The sequence below is a fragment of the Bdellovibrio svalbardensis genome, assembly GCF_029531655.1.
GTDB classification, from domain to species: Bacteria; Bdellovibrionota; Bdellovibrionia; order Bdellovibrionales; family Bdellovibrionaceae; genus Bdellovibrio; species Bdellovibrio svalbardensis.
On the sequence record NZ_JANRMI010000005.1, the window covers coordinates 83,486 to 98,539 of the forward strand.

Annotated in this window: 17 protein-coding genes; 7 read left to right on the forward strand and 10 right to left on the reverse strand. The window is 47.1% G+C overall.

Going from position 1 to position 15,054, the window contains the following annotated elements; all coding sequences use genetic code 11:
* Positions 1 to 6: 6 nt before the first annotated feature.
* From NWE73_RS16055 to NWE73_RS16070, 4 genes are read right to left on the reverse strand one after another with little or no spacing between them, the layout of a single operon-like run.
* A complete protein-coding gene (locus NWE73_RS16055; RefSeq protein WP_277579373.1) occupies positions 7 to 1,272 on the reverse strand; it encodes an ABC transporter permease in 1,266 nt (421 codons plus the stop codon).
* Complete coding sequence (locus NWE73_RS16060; RefSeq protein WP_277579374.1) at positions 1,273 to 1,965, reverse strand: ABC transporter ATP-binding protein; 693 nt, start codon at positions 1,963 to 1,965, stop codon at positions 1,273 to 1,275.
* Positions 1,952 to 2,443, reverse strand: a complete 492-nt coding sequence (locus NWE73_RS16065) for a ZrgA family zinc uptake protein (protein ID WP_277579375.1) — start codon at positions 2,441 to 2,443, stop codon at positions 1,952 to 1,954. The genes NWE73_RS16060 and NWE73_RS16065 overlap by 14 nt, the downstream gene beginning before the upstream one ends.
* Positions 2,444 to 2,466: 23 nt before the next feature.
* A complete protein-coding gene (locus NWE73_RS16070) occupies positions 2,467 to 2,916 on the reverse strand; it encodes a DUF3299 domain-containing protein (RefSeq protein WP_277579376.1) in 450 nt (149 codons plus the stop codon).
* A gap of 99 nt (positions 2,917 to 3,015) precedes the next feature.
* Between NWE73_RS16070 and hisS the strand changes: the two genes are divergently transcribed.
* The gene (hisS, locus tag NWE73_RS16075) at positions 3,016 to 4,266 is read left to right on the forward strand and encodes a histidine--tRNA ligase (RefSeq protein ID WP_277579377.1); all 1,251 of its coding nucleotides are present in this window, start codon (positions 3,016 to 3,018) and stop codon (positions 4,264 to 4,266) included.
* A gap of 126 nt (positions 4,267 to 4,392) precedes the next feature.
* On the opposite strand, the gene lgt is transcribed toward hisS, so the two are convergent.
* Complete coding sequence (gene lgt / locus NWE73_RS16080) at positions 4,393 to 5,451, reverse strand: prolipoprotein diacylglyceryl transferase (RefSeq protein WP_277579378.1); 1,059 nt, start codon at positions 5,449 to 5,451, stop codon at positions 4,393 to 4,395.
* Between the two features lie 82 nt (positions 5,452 to 5,533).
* Here lgt and NWE73_RS16085 point away from each other — a divergent pair, with 82 nt between their 5' ends.
* Complete coding sequence (locus NWE73_RS16085) at positions 5,534 to 6,310, forward strand: hypothetical protein (RefSeq protein WP_277579379.1); 777 nt, start codon at positions 5,534 to 5,536, stop codon at positions 6,308 to 6,310.
* Positions 6,311 to 6,581: 271 nt separating this feature from the next.
* On the opposite strand, the gene NWE73_RS16090 is transcribed toward NWE73_RS16085, so the two are convergent.
* The 4 genes from NWE73_RS16090 to NWE73_RS16105 form a co-directional block, all read right to left on the reverse strand.
* Complete coding sequence (locus NWE73_RS16090) at positions 6,582 to 7,316, reverse strand: hypothetical protein (protein ID WP_277579380.1); 735 nt, start codon at positions 7,314 to 7,316, stop codon at positions 6,582 to 6,584.
* A gap of 80 nt (positions 7,317 to 7,396) precedes the next feature.
* Positions 7,397 to 7,954 (reverse strand): hypothetical protein, encoded by a 558-nt coding sequence (locus NWE73_RS16095; protein ID WP_277579381.1) that lies wholly within the window; start codon positions 7,952 to 7,954, stop codon positions 7,397 to 7,399.
* A 185-nt stretch (positions 7,955 to 8,139) separates the two neighbouring features.
* Positions 8,140 to 9,336: an RsmB/NOP family class I SAM-dependent RNA methyltransferase gene (locus NWE73_RS16100; RefSeq protein ID WP_277579382.1), complete on the reverse strand. Its 1,197-nt coding sequence runs from the start codon at positions 9,334 to 9,336 to the stop codon at positions 8,140 to 8,142.
* Positions 9,333 to 9,977, reverse strand: coding sequence for a hypothetical protein (locus NWE73_RS16105; RefSeq protein WP_277579383.1), 645 nt, complete (start codon positions 9,975 to 9,977; stop codon positions 9,333 to 9,335). The genes NWE73_RS16100 and NWE73_RS16105 overlap by 4 nt, the downstream gene beginning before the upstream one ends.
* A gap of 209 nt (positions 9,978 to 10,186) precedes the next feature.
* Here NWE73_RS16105 and nrdR point away from each other — a divergent pair, with 209 nt between their 5' ends.
* Genes nrdR through NWE73_RS16130 form a run of 5 tightly spaced genes read left to right on the forward strand, consistent with a single transcriptional unit; the run spans position 10,187 to position 13,036 of the window.
* Positions 10,187 to 10,771, forward strand: coding sequence for a transcriptional regulator NrdR (nrdR, locus tag NWE73_RS16110; RefSeq protein WP_277579384.1), 585 nt, complete (start codon positions 10,187 to 10,189; stop codon positions 10,769 to 10,771).
* Positions 10,710 to 11,117, forward strand: coding sequence for a transcription antitermination factor NusB (gene nusB / locus NWE73_RS16115; protein ID WP_277579385.1), 408 nt, complete (start codon positions 10,710 to 10,712; stop codon positions 11,115 to 11,117). The genes nrdR and nusB overlap by 62 nt, the downstream gene beginning before the upstream one ends.
* Positions 11,118 to 11,570 carry a hypothetical protein gene (locus tag NWE73_RS16120; RefSeq protein WP_277579386.1) on the forward strand — a complete coding sequence of 151 codons (453 nt, stop codon included), beginning with the start codon at positions 11,118 to 11,120 and terminating at the stop codon, positions 11,568 to 11,570. It begins immediately after the preceding gene.
* A gap of 60 nt (positions 11,571 to 11,630) precedes the next feature.
* Complete coding sequence (locus NWE73_RS16125) at positions 11,631 to 12,188, forward strand: GTP cyclohydrolase (RefSeq protein ID WP_277579387.1); 558 nt, start codon at positions 11,631 to 11,633, stop codon at positions 12,186 to 12,188.
* Positions 12,188 to 13,036, forward strand: coding sequence for a pyruvate, water dikinase regulatory protein (locus tag NWE73_RS16130; protein ID WP_277579388.1), 849 nt, complete (start codon positions 12,188 to 12,190; stop codon positions 13,034 to 13,036). Before NWE73_RS16125 ends, NWE73_RS16130 begins: the two co-directional genes overlap by 1 nt.
* Before the next feature lie 81 nt (positions 13,037 to 13,117).
* On the opposite strand, the gene NWE73_RS16135 is transcribed toward NWE73_RS16130, so the two are convergent.
* On the reverse strand, positions 13,118 to 14,968 hold the full coding sequence (locus NWE73_RS16135; RefSeq protein ID WP_277579389.1) for a methyl-accepting chemotaxis protein: 1,851 nt from the start codon (positions 14,966 to 14,968) through the stop codon (positions 13,118 to 13,120).
* Positions 14,969 to 15,054 lie beyond the last annotated feature (86 nt).

Sequence of the window (15,054 nt, forward strand, 5' to 3'; positions counted from 1 at the left end):
GCTTTCCTACAGACGAACGCTCAGGCCATCTTTCAAAGCCAATTTTTGTGCACGAAGCGCCGGGATCAGACCAATCAAAGTTCCACCTACAAAAGTGACGAGGATATAGAAGAACTCTGTTTTTGTAAGAGCCGCCCCTGCCAGATAGAGTCCGAACTCAGACTCGATCCATGGTTGTAAAACCGCAATCAAACCCACAGACAAGCAAGTCCCCAAGGCAATTCCCAGGATCGTCAACAACGCAGATTCAAATACCAACAAGCCCATGATCTGATTGGAACGTGCACCCAATGCGCGCAGAATGGCCATTTCGCGACGACGTTCATTCAGAGTTGTGGTCAATGCAATCAACATCGCCATGAAACCAACCAGAACCACCATCCATGAAACAATACGCAAAACATTTTCCGCGTACGACAACCCACCCCAAAGCTCGCTCAAGGCAACGCCGGGGATGATCGCCATCAAGGGTTCTTCCTTATAGTCATTGATTTGTCTTTGCAGCTTCAAAGTATCCAAACGTGATTTCGCTCCGACAAAGAATGCCGTGATCGCGTGTACTTTTAAGTCTTCTTTTTTGATTTGCGCGGCCGGAATCACTTTATCCTGAGATGGCATGCCGCCATTTTGCCAATCAATATGCAAAGCTTCCATGCCTTCAAGGCTGATATAAACCGCGCGGTCCAAAGGAGTCCCCGTCGCTTTCATCACCCCGGCCACTTCAAAAGGTTTATCATCATGCTGAACAACGCCTTCACCTTTAGTCACGCCATGAGAGATAACGATCTTATCACCCAAATTATAACGTAGCTTTCGTGCGACTTCCGCGCCGATGACGACATCCCAAAGACCTTGCAGCTCATGCCCGGCCTCCAACTCCACGCTGCGATCACCACGATAGTGATAATGACGGAAAAAATCTTCTGTCGTACCAACCACACGGAACCCGCGATGGGCATCCCCTAATGAATAAGGAATGGTCCAATCAATGACAGGATTTTTTTTAAGATCCTGATAGCTTTCCCAGGATACGTTGTTGGTCGCGGTTCCCATGTTGAAAACAGAATATAACAACAATTGCAAAGAACCACTGCGCGCGCCCACAATCAAGTCAGTCTTGCTGATAGTTTGCGTGAAACCCTCTTCGGCTGCGCGTTTTGCACGTTCTACAGAAATTAATAATGCCACGCTCAACGCGATCGAAAGGACCGTCAGACTGGTGGCAAAGGCTCTATTTTTAAGTGACTTGATCGCAAGCTTAAATAAAACCATCTACGGGATCCTGTTGATTGTTTGCAAAGAAAGAGTTCTAGAGAAGAGATTTTCAATGGTGCGATCATGGGAGACAAACACAACAGTGGTGCCATAGAGTTCAGACAGCTCAAATAAAAGCTTTAAGAATTTTTCACGGTGATCCGTGTCTAATGCCGAAGTGGGTTCATCGGCCAATAACAAATCCGGCTTACCCAGGAGGGCTCTGGCCACAGCCACACGTTGCTGTTGACCAACACTTAGTTCTGTCACCTTTTTATCAAGCAAATCACCGATGCCCAAATTTCCACAAAGTGCACGAATCACCATTTCCGTATCGACACTGCCCAAACGAGCTTTGCGGGCTGCGCTCAGATGAAGTGGGAGCTCAATATTTTCACGAACTGACAGATAAGGTATTAAATTGAAACTTTGGAAGACATAGCCCAGATGCTGAGCACGGAAAGCGTCGCGAGCGGAATCACTCATGAGACTTAAATCCTGCCCGAGAATTTTCAAACTCCCCTGCGTCGGCTTAAGAACTCCCGCCAAGCATTCAAGCAAAGTGGTTTTCCCCGTACCGCTCGGTCCGTACAAAAACAGCTCTTCACCCTTTTTGACAGAAAACTCCGGAATAACCAAAGTCGGCTTTTGTTGTCCGGCATAGGTAAACTGAAGATCTTGGATTTCAATCAGGGCGCTATTTGAGTTCAATACTTTCTCCGCTGTTCTTAACCTCTAACGATTTTTGAACTCCATCCCCCACGACGTCAACTTTTACAGCTTTGATGCGGGGGAAAATTTTGGAAATATTGACGGTAATATTTGTCCCCATAGGTGATTTTTCGCAAATCACTCTAAATTCGAACTCCACGTCAGCGTGGTTTTCCTTCTGATCGACTTCATACATGTCTTTTTTAATTTCACACTTAGCAGAAGGGTCAAAAACCACCATCTCGGCGATTTTGTCTTCGACCTTTTTCAGGCCCTGCTCTTTGGATTTTTTGTCCTTGGCAGATTTTGCGACGTATTCAAACCCATAGATGGCAGATGCGGGAGCATCGAAGTCGATTTTCCCATTTTTGCCCTCCAGGGCAATCGCCAATCGAGCACCCCCATGAGTGTGGGCTTTTTCTTCGCGAGCAGACGCCACAGACGCAAACAGAGCCGAAACAAGAAGTACTTTAAGCATAAAGATCCTCCGCTTTTAATAAGCTATTTGTACAGCTCTACACCCTCGCCGATGATTTCAAATGAAGCATCGCCATACATAGATTTTTTAGTGTTAATACGGAAAGTGCCATAAACCCAGATGGGTTCAAATACAGCCTCTGTGCCTTTTTTCATCTTCACATAGACCATCTGATTTGGTGGCGGAGGCGGCACATGAATACAGGCCTGAGCATTCGGAACCAGCAAGAACTCAGTGACAGCGCGCTGCTCATCCTCCAAGGGAACCATGAAACCGGGAATTTTGACCATTTTGCCATTCAAAGCTTCCAACTCTTTGGAAGACTTGCCGGTGATATAGTCCATCTCACTCAGCATGCGCCAGTCCAAATCCGTCCCTGACAAGGCTGCTCTAGAGCCGCCCATGTTCTGGTAGGTCACTGCGCCAAGCACGACAGCCAAGATAAAAATACCGCCCAAAATCCAATTCTTCATATATTCATTAAAGCCCCGCCCCCTTCCAAATGCAATAGCTTTGCGCCCTTTACGCAGGTCTGATATAACTAGCTACCCAAACGATAACGAGGCCAATATATGAGTGGGAAAATCCAAAGAGTTAGAGGTACCAGAGACCTACTTCCTGAAGACAGTCTTCTTTTCCGTTTTGTCGAAGAATCAGCCTATGAGAAATCTTTGCTTTACGGTTTCGGGGAAATTGAAACCCCGATTTTTGAATTTTCTGACGTTTTTCATCGCACTTTGGGCGAAACCTCTGATGTTGTGAATAAAGAGACTTATGATTTTACAGATCGTGGAGGCGAGAGCCTCACATTAAGACCTGAGGGAACTGCCGGCGTAGCTCGTGCCTTTATCTCTGAAGGCATGAGTCAAAACCTTCCATTAAAATTTTATTATTCAGGCCCGATGTTTCGATATGAGCGACCACAAAAAGGTCGATATCGCCAATTTTACCAATTGGGCGCGGAATGTCTAGGTTATGACTCCCCTCTGGCAGATGTCGAATGCATCAGCTTGGCTTGGGATCTTTTGCAAAAGATCGGGATTTCAAACGACTGCACCCTTGAGATCAATACTTTGGGGGACTCAGAAAGTCGCGCGGCCTACAGGGACGCGTTGGTGCAGTACTTCACCGCTCATCAGGATCAACTTTCAGCTGACAGCAAAATGCGTCTGGAGAAAAATCCTTTGCGCATTCTAGACTCCAAAGATGAAGGCGATAAAAAACTCAACATCAACGCTCCAAAACTTGAACAATACTTGAATGAGACATCACAAACCTTCTTCAAAAAAGTTTTGGCTGGCATCGAACGCTTGGGCATTCCGTACAAAGTAAATTCTCACCTTGTGCGTGGCTTGGATTATTATTGCCACACCGTATTTGAATTCACGACCGCAAAACTTGGAGCCCAAGGCACAGTGCTGGCCGGTGGACGTTATGATGGTTTGATTGAAACGATGGGTGGACCGCGCACTCCAGGCGTTGGCTGGGCTGCGGGTATTGACCGCCTTGCAGATCTGACTCCGCGCGAACTTGCGGTAAAGTCAGAAGTTTTAATTGCGGTGATCGGCGCCGATGATCTGGGCGAAGATGAAAGCGTGAAAGTCGCCCACGAAGTTCGCAGTCGCGGCTTGAAGGTTGAAAATATTCTATCCGGAAAAATGGGCAAGAAGATGCAAAAAGCAAATAAGCTTGGCGCGCACTATGCTTTGATTTTGGGAAGTTCAGAAGTTCAAGGCCAACAAGTGACTGTGAAAAACTTTGGATCTGGAGAACAGACCACCATTTCGCGCAGCGAATTAGCCACTTTCAAATTTAGCATTTAGATTGCAGAAATAAAAAAGGACCCGAAAGGGTCCTTTTTTATTTCATAATTCTACTCCGACGAAGTCGGAGTGCAGAACACTACTCCGACGAAGTCGGAGTGTAGAACAGCCAGCCAGACAGCCAGCTTATTTACGATTCAACTTGATCGATTGACCGCGTCCCCAACCTGGGATTTTCAAAGAACTTGCGCGAGTCCAAACAAACATCAAAATCAAACCCGTCACAAACATCGCAATGCTGAGCCACTGCCCACGCGTAAGACCCAAAGCCTGGAAGCCGATCTGTACATCAGGCATACGGAAGTGTTCATCTACAATACGCACAATCGCATACAATATAACAAACATCGCAGCAATGAAACCAGGCTTACGAGGTTTTCTCCACAAGAAGAACAAAACCACAAATAGGAACAAACCTTCACCCACAGCTGCGAAAAGCTGAGATGGGTAACGAGCCGTCAACAACGGAGCAATCGCTTCTTTGGCCGCTGTATTTCCATTCTGAATCTGCTCAATGATTTTATTCATGATCGCATAAACCTGATCACGAGCTCCCATGTCCATATGGAATTTACCAACCAAATCCAACCACTGATCACGGCTGACACCGATTTTCTCAGTCACACTTCCAAGCTCTGGAAGACGATTAAACTCTTGCGCCGGCCACAGGTAAATATCCTGAGGGAACTTCACTGCCAATGGGAATGAAGGATCACACGGACGCCCTACCAACTCACCATTGATGAAATTGGCAATACGACCAAAGAATACTCCGATCGGACCAGAGACTGCGACCAAGTCAAAAAGATAAAGGGCATTCACAGAGTATTTACGTGCAAACAATAAAGCAGCGACCACGATACCGATCATGCCACCATGGCTGGCCATGCCGCCTTCGTTCACTGCCAACACTCCCCAGAAAGGGAATACTGATTTGAATTTCAAAAACAAATCCGGGCCGTAAAAAACAACATAACCAAGACGACCACCCACCAAAGTTCCGATCGCAGCATAAGTGACAAAGTCACCGACCATTTGAGCTGTCAAACCAGAACGTTGCTTTTGCGCCAACCATTTAATCATCAGGTAAGCACAGATGAAACCCATCATGTAAGAAAGGCCATACCAACGAACACCAAAGTCGCCGGAAATTCTTAAAGCAAAAGGATCTAAATCATGAACCACAGTCCATCCTTATTTGAGACGTTTTTCCCGTATTAAAATGGGAACTTTAGACGATGCCCCATAAAAGACGGAAAATGCTTCTATGTCCAGATTTTCATCTTTGCTTCTGTCATGCATTATTGTCTTTTTGGGAGCTATCCACAGCCCTGCGCAGGCCCAATCGCGCAACAACTGGCTTTCCAGCTATGACTTCACCCAACGGTACGCCAACCGCGAAAAAGGCCGCTGGTCCCTTAGCGACTGGCTCGCCCTGAAAGACCGCAACCGCCAGATGGACATGTGGCTTTCCATGAACGCCCCCTCCCCTTTTGAATTCATGATTGGCGGCTCCTACGCCTCCTACCAAACCGACCTGCACGACAACACAGAGCAAAAATCGTACACTTCATACTCAGGTGAACTGGCCGCCTACGCCCAACTCGTAGGCCTCAGCGCAGAATACGAACACAACACCGCCGAAAACCTCACCGATCTCGCAGGCCAATTCAACCTGAGAGTCTTCGGCAACTCCATCCAAAACTCATCCCTGGTTCTGTCCTACGGCCTAAGAACCCGAGACCAGTCCACACCCACAGCTACCAAAATCAGCCAACAATACGGCCAAGCCGAGCTGCAACTATATATCTTCAAATACTTCGGCCTCACCGGAAAATACCGCTACTTCCTACCCACAACCAACGCTGACCTCGGCGACCTCAATTCTGACCTCACCGAATATGGAGCCTTCATCGACTTCAAAGCCCTCCGCATCTTCGGCGCCTATTACAAAGAGTCCCAAAAATCCAAACTCGCGCCAGCCATCACAGACACACTAGTCGAAAGAAGCGGCATCAAATCAGGAATCAAAATATTCTTCTAACTTCACCTGACTTGAACCCAAGCCACACCCCACCAAATTGCGAGCGAAGACCTAACGACATAGATAATTATTTTTTAGTGGATGGCTCGAAGCCGAGAATTTCAAAGGCAGGAAATATGAGTTAGTGCGAAGTAAGGCCTTCGCCGGCGCAGGATGCGCGAACCGGGCGAAGCCCGGCGGCGATGAGGCAGGATGCCGTGCCGCGCGCAGCACTAATTCATATTTCCTGCCTTTGGAATTCCCCCGCCGCTACGAACCAGCCAGTAAACAACTACTTCATCTTAACGAGTTTATTATCACCGGTGACAAAGAAACTTTCTGTTGTTTCTTCGTGGAACATTGGTGAGTCAACTCTCCATTGCATGTTCATTTGCATGCCAGCGAGAGGATCTTGTTTGGTGCCTTGGTTGAAGACGGCAGCGATTTGTGCTGTGGCGTCGAATCTGAAACCCCAGCCCACGCGAATGTTTGCGGGGATGAAGGTGGCGTTGGTGATGTATTTGCCGACTCCGTCGACGTTGCCGTTGGCGGTGAACATGATTCGGTAGGTGAAGTCGACGACGTCAGAGCCGTAGGCGTTTTCGTATTGGATGCGGAAGGCTTTTGATTTGGGTGCGGACCAGCCAGCCATGTCTGTCCAACATTGGATGCCGCGTGGAAGTGCTGAGGCCGTGTCCATTTTGGTGCTGACAACAGGTTTGCCGCTTTCAACGATGGCCCAGATTTTTTTGCCGATATTGATAATTTGATCGACCCATACTTGAAGTTGATCGAGGGGATTCAGGCCTACTAATTTAGGATCGCCGGTGCGAGAAATTACAATGGGTCTCGCGAGAGTGCTGCAGTCTTCACCGATAGCTGGTTGATCGGCCATGCTGTGCAAAGGGTATTGATCGCTCACTTCGGTAACAGTTATTTTTTTGATTTCGAAGTACTTCTTATCAACTGCGAATGCGAAAGAAGACATTCCCATAACTAAAACCAAAAACATCAATGAACGAATCAAGCAGACCCCCTGTTGCCCCAAGGTTCTATCAAGTTCGCTTTAATTGTTTCAATTCAAATGCAACGTGTTAGCTCGGCAGACTACCAAGCTTTTGTCAGGCTGATCATAGGGAATATCCAAGTCTTCGAATTTGAGACACTGGACTCTGTGTTGTTCACAGTTTTCTTCGTATAGTTTGCACCGAAGTAGTTAATCGAAACGCCGATATGCAAGTCAGTGCTAACCTCAGGCAAGTAGCCCAAAGAAACCAGGTAACTCATCCCTTCCCACTTCTCCTGGGCTGCGGATCCCGAGGAATACACACCACGCGAAACGAGATTGAAAGTTCCACTCAAGCTCCAGTTCTGACTTTTGCCGAACTGCCACTTGAGAGTGGGCCCCGTATCCATGGAGGCATAGGAGGTCGTCGTGCCCGGGATGGTGTCGGAGTGAGAAACGCCCAAATAACTCCAACCGCCCCAAACTGTTTTTGATAAGTTAAAAAGGACTCCGACATTGTAGAGATACTTTGTCGAAGAGGTGTTTGTAGATGCAGTCATCGTTTCAGAAATATAGGTGCCACCGATATCAAGCAAGATACCAGCACGTGCCTCCCAAGAAATTCCTAACAATGTGATCAGCATCACAAAATACTTCATAACAAACTTGTCGGGGGAAGTGTCTCATTTCAAGAGGCTAGAAATCTTGATGGCTTCTTGATAACCACTTCGTAATATTTCGGACTGAATTTCAAAGACGAAGACCAGACCTAGGCCCTGAAATACAAAACCCCACAGTTTTGAAGCTGCGAGGTTTTCATTTTCTCATTCAATTTCAAGTCGCCTTAAGAATTGCGCTTTAGAACAGCTCCATAGAAACCGTCATAGCCTTCACGGTCAGGGCGTGTGTGAATCTGTTTAAGCAAAGTCCACTCGTTGCCATGTTCAGCCATGAATCTTTCAACCTGTTTTTCATTTTCAGAAGGAAGGATCGAGCAAGTGGCATAAACCATCAAGCCGCCCTTCTTCGTCATATTGCAGTAGCCAGTGAGGATTTCATATTGCAAAGCACGCAAACGCACGATCTCTTCTTCGTCCAGCTTCCACTTTGCGTCGGGATTACGGCGTAAAACACCCATTCCCGAGCAAGGGACATCCAAAAGCAAACGATCTGCCTGTTGATCCATACGCTTGATCACTTTGCTGGAATCAATCAGACGAGTTTCAATAATATCCACACCATCACGACGTGCACGAACTTTAAGCTCTTGCAGTTTCCACTCGGAAACGTCCATCGAAATGATACGGCCTTTATTCTTCATCAACGAAGCCATATGCAGTGATTTGCCACCGGCACCGGCACAAGCATCCACCACGCGCATACCGGGTTCCACACCCAACAACGGTACAACCATTTGCGAAGCCGCGTCTTGAATTTCAAAAAGACCGTTACGGAAAGGCTCGGTGATAAAAATGTTCCGGCGTTCATTCAATTTGATGGCGTGCGGAAGATCCGGGCTGACCTTTGCAGATTTGATTTCAAGCGCCTCAAGCGCCGCGATCACTTCCTCGGGAGTGGCCTTCAAGCCATTTGCGCGAAGAAATACATCCGCAGGTTTGTTCAAAGCGGGAACAACTTTTTCCCAGTCGACATCGCCCAATTCACGACGACCCACCTCATCCATCCAGTCAGGAATAGAGTGAAGGATCGTAAAGTGCTCTGCGGCTTCTTTTTCTTTGCTTTTCAAATAGTCGTAATCAAGTCCCGCGAACTCTTCCCAATCAGGAAGGTCGTGGCCCATACGCAACCATTGAACACCGACAATGCGCCAAGCATCGTCAGCACCGGCGATGAATTCCAACAGGCGGTGCCAGCGAACGACTTCATAAATTGTTTCAGCAAAGAATTTGCGATCTCTGGAGCCCCACTTCGGGTGGGACTTTAGATTTTTTTGAATGACTTTATCAGCGTATTTTTGGTCGAAGAAAACTTCTTCAAGAGCGTTGATAACTGTTTCTACGAGATGTCTATGAATTTTCAAAATGTAAATACCAGGCCACCGGCCAAAAAGGTTCCGTTCAATTGACCGGAACTTGTTATAAGGAGGTGGTTCTTTAACCCAGCCTCAATGAAGAATCCAGTGTTTTCAAAGATATCGAAAAATCTCGCACCTATCACCAACTGGTAGTCCAATGAAAGCGGCGACTTTCCATTTGCTTGCTTCATAAAAACCCCCAACCCGGCGCCAGCCCCAAAATAAAGAGGGAAACGCGAGCTTGCGTCAGGGAAGGTGATCATCGGCATGAAAGAAAGTTTTGAAGCGTCCTCGCCACCGACGTCATATTGGTTGTAGCCAATGCGTAAATTCAAATCCATGGACTTGTACCACTCACCGACTCTGTAAGTGAGATCGATGCCATTGCCACCAACTCCATCTTGTTGACCTTGCTTGCCCCAATCGTAGGATTGAGAGGAAACATAGCGACCGAAGGAGATTGCCAAATAGTGGTCACTCGCTCCTTGGACTTGAGATCCAACCTGTTCGCCATCACCGCGTTTTTGAAAATATTTTGCAGCGGCATCACGTCCCACGCGAGGCTGGCTGTCTTGTGCCATCGCGATAGATGCTCCAAAAATCATAAAAATAAGGGGGGCCAAAACAGCTGAAACGATCGACTTCATACGCACCTCAATTGTCCTTAATCATAACTGTTTTTTACTCTCAGAAGTAAGTCCGTGACGCACATAGTTATCACGGCTGGACTGACGGCTCCACCGTTGACTAACCAGTCCCCAATCCTTACTCTCCGGCTAGCTTGGCAGACCCTACCAAGGGCCACATTACTCCGACGAAGTTGGAGTGCAAGCAGCCAAGACTAAGGAAATCAATCATGAAATGCCCTTTTTGTGGTCACGCAGACGACAGAGTTTTAGATACGAGAGTGCAGAAAGATGGCAGCATCCGCCGCCGTCGCGAATGCCTTGAGTGCAAGGCTCGTTTCTCTACTGTGGAAACAATCATGCTGGCATATCCGTTCATTATCAAAAAGGACGGACGCCGCGAGCCTTTCTCGAAAGAAAAAATCTCCAAGGGTCTTCAAGCAGCCGTGCAAAAACGTCCGGTCAGCTTGGCGCAACTCGATGGCGTGGTCGAAAGAATTTCGGCTTGGGTCATCAACCGTGGCGAGAGTGAAATCTCATCACGCCTCATCGGCAAAAAAGTTATGGCCGAACTCAAGCAACTCGATGACGTTGCCTACATTCGATTCGCCAGCGTTTACCGTACCTTCAAAGACGTTCAAGAATTTGTTGAGACTCTGGAAGACACCGAACTGCTTGATTTTGTCGATGCAAATAATCCACAATTAAGCCTCACAGCGATGAATTTTGTTGAAAGCGAGAAAAAGCAATCCCATGAAAACGACAGCAAGACGACAAGCCCGAGAACTCGCGCTCCAAATCCTCTTTCAAACTGAGTTCGCCCCGCAAATTAGCATTCAGACATTTTTGTCTGTCTTCGAGCACAGCCTTGATCCTGAAGTGATCCATTACGCGGATCTTCTCGTTACTGGCGTGACCCAAAACAAAGCGGCAATTGACTCAAAAATTCAAGCGGCCAGCGCCCACTGGAAAGTGGAACGTATGGCAACGATTGATCGTAACATTTTGCGTGTTGCGGTTTTCGAGATGAGACTTTCTTCTGAACTCATCAAAGAAAACATTGCGATCAATGAAGCCGTGGAAATTGCCAAAAAATACGGAACTTCTGATTCAGCCAGCTTCGTAAACGGCCTTCTTGACCAAGTCGGCAAGGGTCACTAAATGTCCATGAGTGTGCTTTCCCAAGCGAGCGCCTTCAACCCCGGATCAGATCTGTGGATTGTGCCTCAATTGGAAAAGTCACAGTGGACCGCCCGCCTGGACTGGTATCTTAATTTTCAAATCTGCAAATCTTCGCGCCACAAAATGGCGCACACTCCACTCTTTGTGAACGAAGTGATCAAAGAAGCGGAACTTGACACGTTCTATCGACCGGTCAATGCGCAAGCCCCACTAATGATCGCCTCTGAACAACTTCTTCCCAACAAATGGGTCGTGGTTGTTCCATGGGCGAATGACATGACGGCTTGGAGCAAAGAAGTTTTCCAGGTTTGGTCAGGCCTTCAAGAGCCGACATTACGCATTTTCCTGCCACCTGGACAAAGTGCTGGGCTATTTCAACAGGCATGGGTGCGCCATCACAGTTCCGAAGAATTCACCGTCGTGCTTGATTAACGTCGACTTCTGGCTTCACAATAAGAAGTAAGCCAGCGGGACGTTTAAGCGAGGATATGTATGGAGAAGCTCTCTCAAGCATTAGCATCTAAGATTTCACATTTTCAAAAAAGACTTCAATCATTCCTGGAAAATGATTTTGATCCAAATTCTGAAGAACACGAGCGCATGCGCAAGGAGTTCGAATCTTCCCGTGATAGCGCCCTGGTGCGTGGAATTTCCCAGGGTCTTCCTGAAGATCATATTGATCGCGCGATCGTGGTCTTCTCACGCTTGGCCATGGTATTTGAAGCCGGCGTATTATTGGAAAATAATGACGGCGAATGGAAAGCTCAAGCGGCCTTCAGCAAAGGCATCACGGAACTTCTAAAGAATCCTTCAAAGGCCACTATCAAAATTCCATCAGTCAATTTGATGACTGTATTGAAGACGGATGCCTACTCCATGTTGCAAAAACTGAACTTGAACCATCTGGATCCGGAAAACAAAACAGCCTGCTTGCTGATCAAGGTCTCTCCGGATTTTGCTTTATTGCTTTTTTCGGATCTGCCAGATCTTTGGTTGAAAGAGCACACTGAAAATGTTCGTCGTGCTTTGATCAACGGATTTGCAGACTAATGGACGGCAGCGACAACAAAACCTACACGGTTTACATTTTGTCAGACAGTACTGGTGAAACGGCAGCAACGATGATTCGTGCTGCTCTGGTGCAATACTCCACAAAAGATATCAATATCATCCGTTGTAAAAATGTTCGCACGGAAGCACAGGCCGAGGCTGTTGTTGAAGAATGCTTCGAACGACGCGGAATGCTGGCCTACACTGTCGCGAGTGAAGGTCTTAGAAATAAAATCCGCGAGCTCGCTTCGGGCAAAGGTATTCCCTATTACGATCTTTTAGGCCCCCTATTAGGCACTCTCGATACTTTCTTCGGCGAACACTCCGAATCCACAGTCGGAGCTTTGCGTGCAGTGGATGAACGATACTTCAAGCGTATTGAAGCTATCGAGTACACAGTAAAGCACGATGACGGAAAAACTTTTGCAGAACTGGATAAGGCCGACATTGTTCTGGTCGGAATCTCGCGGACAAGTAAAACACCTCTATCAATCTTTCTTAGCCACAAAGGCTGGAAGGTCGCCAACGTACCGCTCGTTTTGAACACTCCTCTGCCTGAGGAGCTTTTCAAAGTTGATCAACGTCGCGTAGTCGGTCTGATCATCGATATGGAATCGCTTCAGCGCATTCGCAAAAGTCGTTTGGAAAAATTCGGCCAAGATCCCGGAGGTTCTTACGCCTCCATGGCCAATATCGCCAAAGAAATCGAATACGCGGAAGGAATTTTCAAACAGAACCGTCGCTGGCCGGTATTCAATGTCACGGAACGTGCTTTGGAGGAAACTGCGAGTGAAATCGTCCGTATCATCGCAGCTCGGTTAGGGCTTCCCGACAGTGTGATCTTCTAGAATTGCTCTGAGAAATAAAAAAAGGGCTTCATTACGAAGCCCTTCTTTATTTCTAAAAGTCGTATTTTCAAATTATCAGATTTAAGCTGCAGACTTCAATTGAGAATCCTGAACTTCTCCGTAAACGAACAAGCTCATCTCATCGGTTGCACCCTTCATCACTTGCGCCTGGCTGCTGATCTCGCTGGCTGTACCCGCGATTTCCTCAGAGGAAGCCGCATTCGTTTGCACCGACTGATCCAATTGATTCATCGCTTTTGAAATCTGCTGAATTCCGGCAGATTGTTCTTCACTGGCCGTTGAGATCTCCAGATTCAAATCAGAGACTTTCTTAACAGATTGTACGATGGACTTCAAAACAGCGCCGGATCTGTCAGCATTCACAGTGCCGCGCTCGATCTTATCGACAGACTCTTTGATCAAATCGGTAATATCTTTCGCCGCAACAGCGGATCTTTGTGCCAAGGTGCGAACTGCATCAGCCACCACGGCAAATCCTTTTCCTTGCTCACCCGCTCTTGCCGCCTCAACAGACGCGTTCAATGCAAGGAGATTGGTCTGGAAAGCAATGTCATCAATCACATTGATAATCTCTTCAATTTTCTTCGAAGAATCAGAAATCTCTTTCATTGAGTGCAAGAGCGCCGTCATTTCCATTTCGCCCTTCACAGCCGCTTCGGAAGTTGACGCTGATAAAGATGCCGCTTGCTTGGCATTCTCTGAATTCATTCGAACCATTGAACTCATCTCTTCCAATGAAGCGACAGTCTCCTCAAGGGACGCGGCCGAAGAACTCGCCGACTCTGACAGGTTCTGACCCGCCAATGAAAGCTGATGAATCGCTCCATTGACCTGCTCACCGGATTCATGCAATCGATTTGACAGAACACCAATTGATTTTGAAATGTATTTCGCCATCAACAAGACCGCAGCCAACAGGATCAAAGTTCCTGCCAATGCAATGATCACCTGGGTCCAAATCATATTGTAAACACCGGCCATTACTGTCTTTAGCGGCGTGCGGATAACTAGAGTCCATGGCTCATCAGTACCAGCCAGTTTCATAGGTGTCGCGACATAAAGATATTCTTCTTTAAATTGCGGGTCTTCTCCTGACAACACCAACTCTTCACCATTTGAGATGGCTTTACGGAATTTCTCTTGCTCAAACGGGAAATTCGCTTCTTTGGTGATCAGCTTTTCATCTGGATGAGACGCATAATTATTTTTGGACGTAATCAAGAAAGCTTCAGATGTCGCAAACGGTTTTACCATTGAGGCTTGCTTTTGCACTTCCTTCAATGGCAAATCCACTCCCGCAACACCCAAGAATTTTCCATCAACCGTTACAGGAACCACAGCCGATGTCATCAAAACCATTTTGCCGTCAATTTGATAAAGATACGGCTCAACCAATGTCTCTTTCATGCGCGCTTTCGGCACAAGATAGTAATCACCATCACCGGGTTTATCATAAGCTAACAATGGCGTTAAAGAAGCCTTGCCGCCTTCCCAATTCAAGTACGGCACAAAGCGTCCGGTTTGATCCGTACCTTTTGTTCCCGCGAACTGAGCATCTTTGCCATCCCATGCATTCGGCTCCCAGCCAGTCCACGCGCCAATAAGAAATTTATTTCTTTCCAAGACTTCAAAAAGTGTCGCATGCACTGGATCGCGAGAGGTATAACCATGAGCTTTAAAGGCTTGAAGCTGGTGAGCCATCGTTCTGGAGATATCGAAGCCTTTCTCCAGCTCGAGTCTCATTTCATTGGCATAAGCGTGAGCTGTGGCAACAGTCTTGTCGATGGCTTCTGCCTTCGCCGTTCTTAAACTATTTTGTGCCACCAAGAAATTCATGGCTGTGAAAACAATCAAAGCAATCAAGATGATTGGTACAGCTAGTTTAACTTGAATGGAATGACTCTTGCTCATTGAACGCCCCTTTTTCGCGATATTGAATCACGTGAAGGTTCGGTAAAAATGAACAATTTCTCGAGTCGAATTTTTCAAAATGCTAC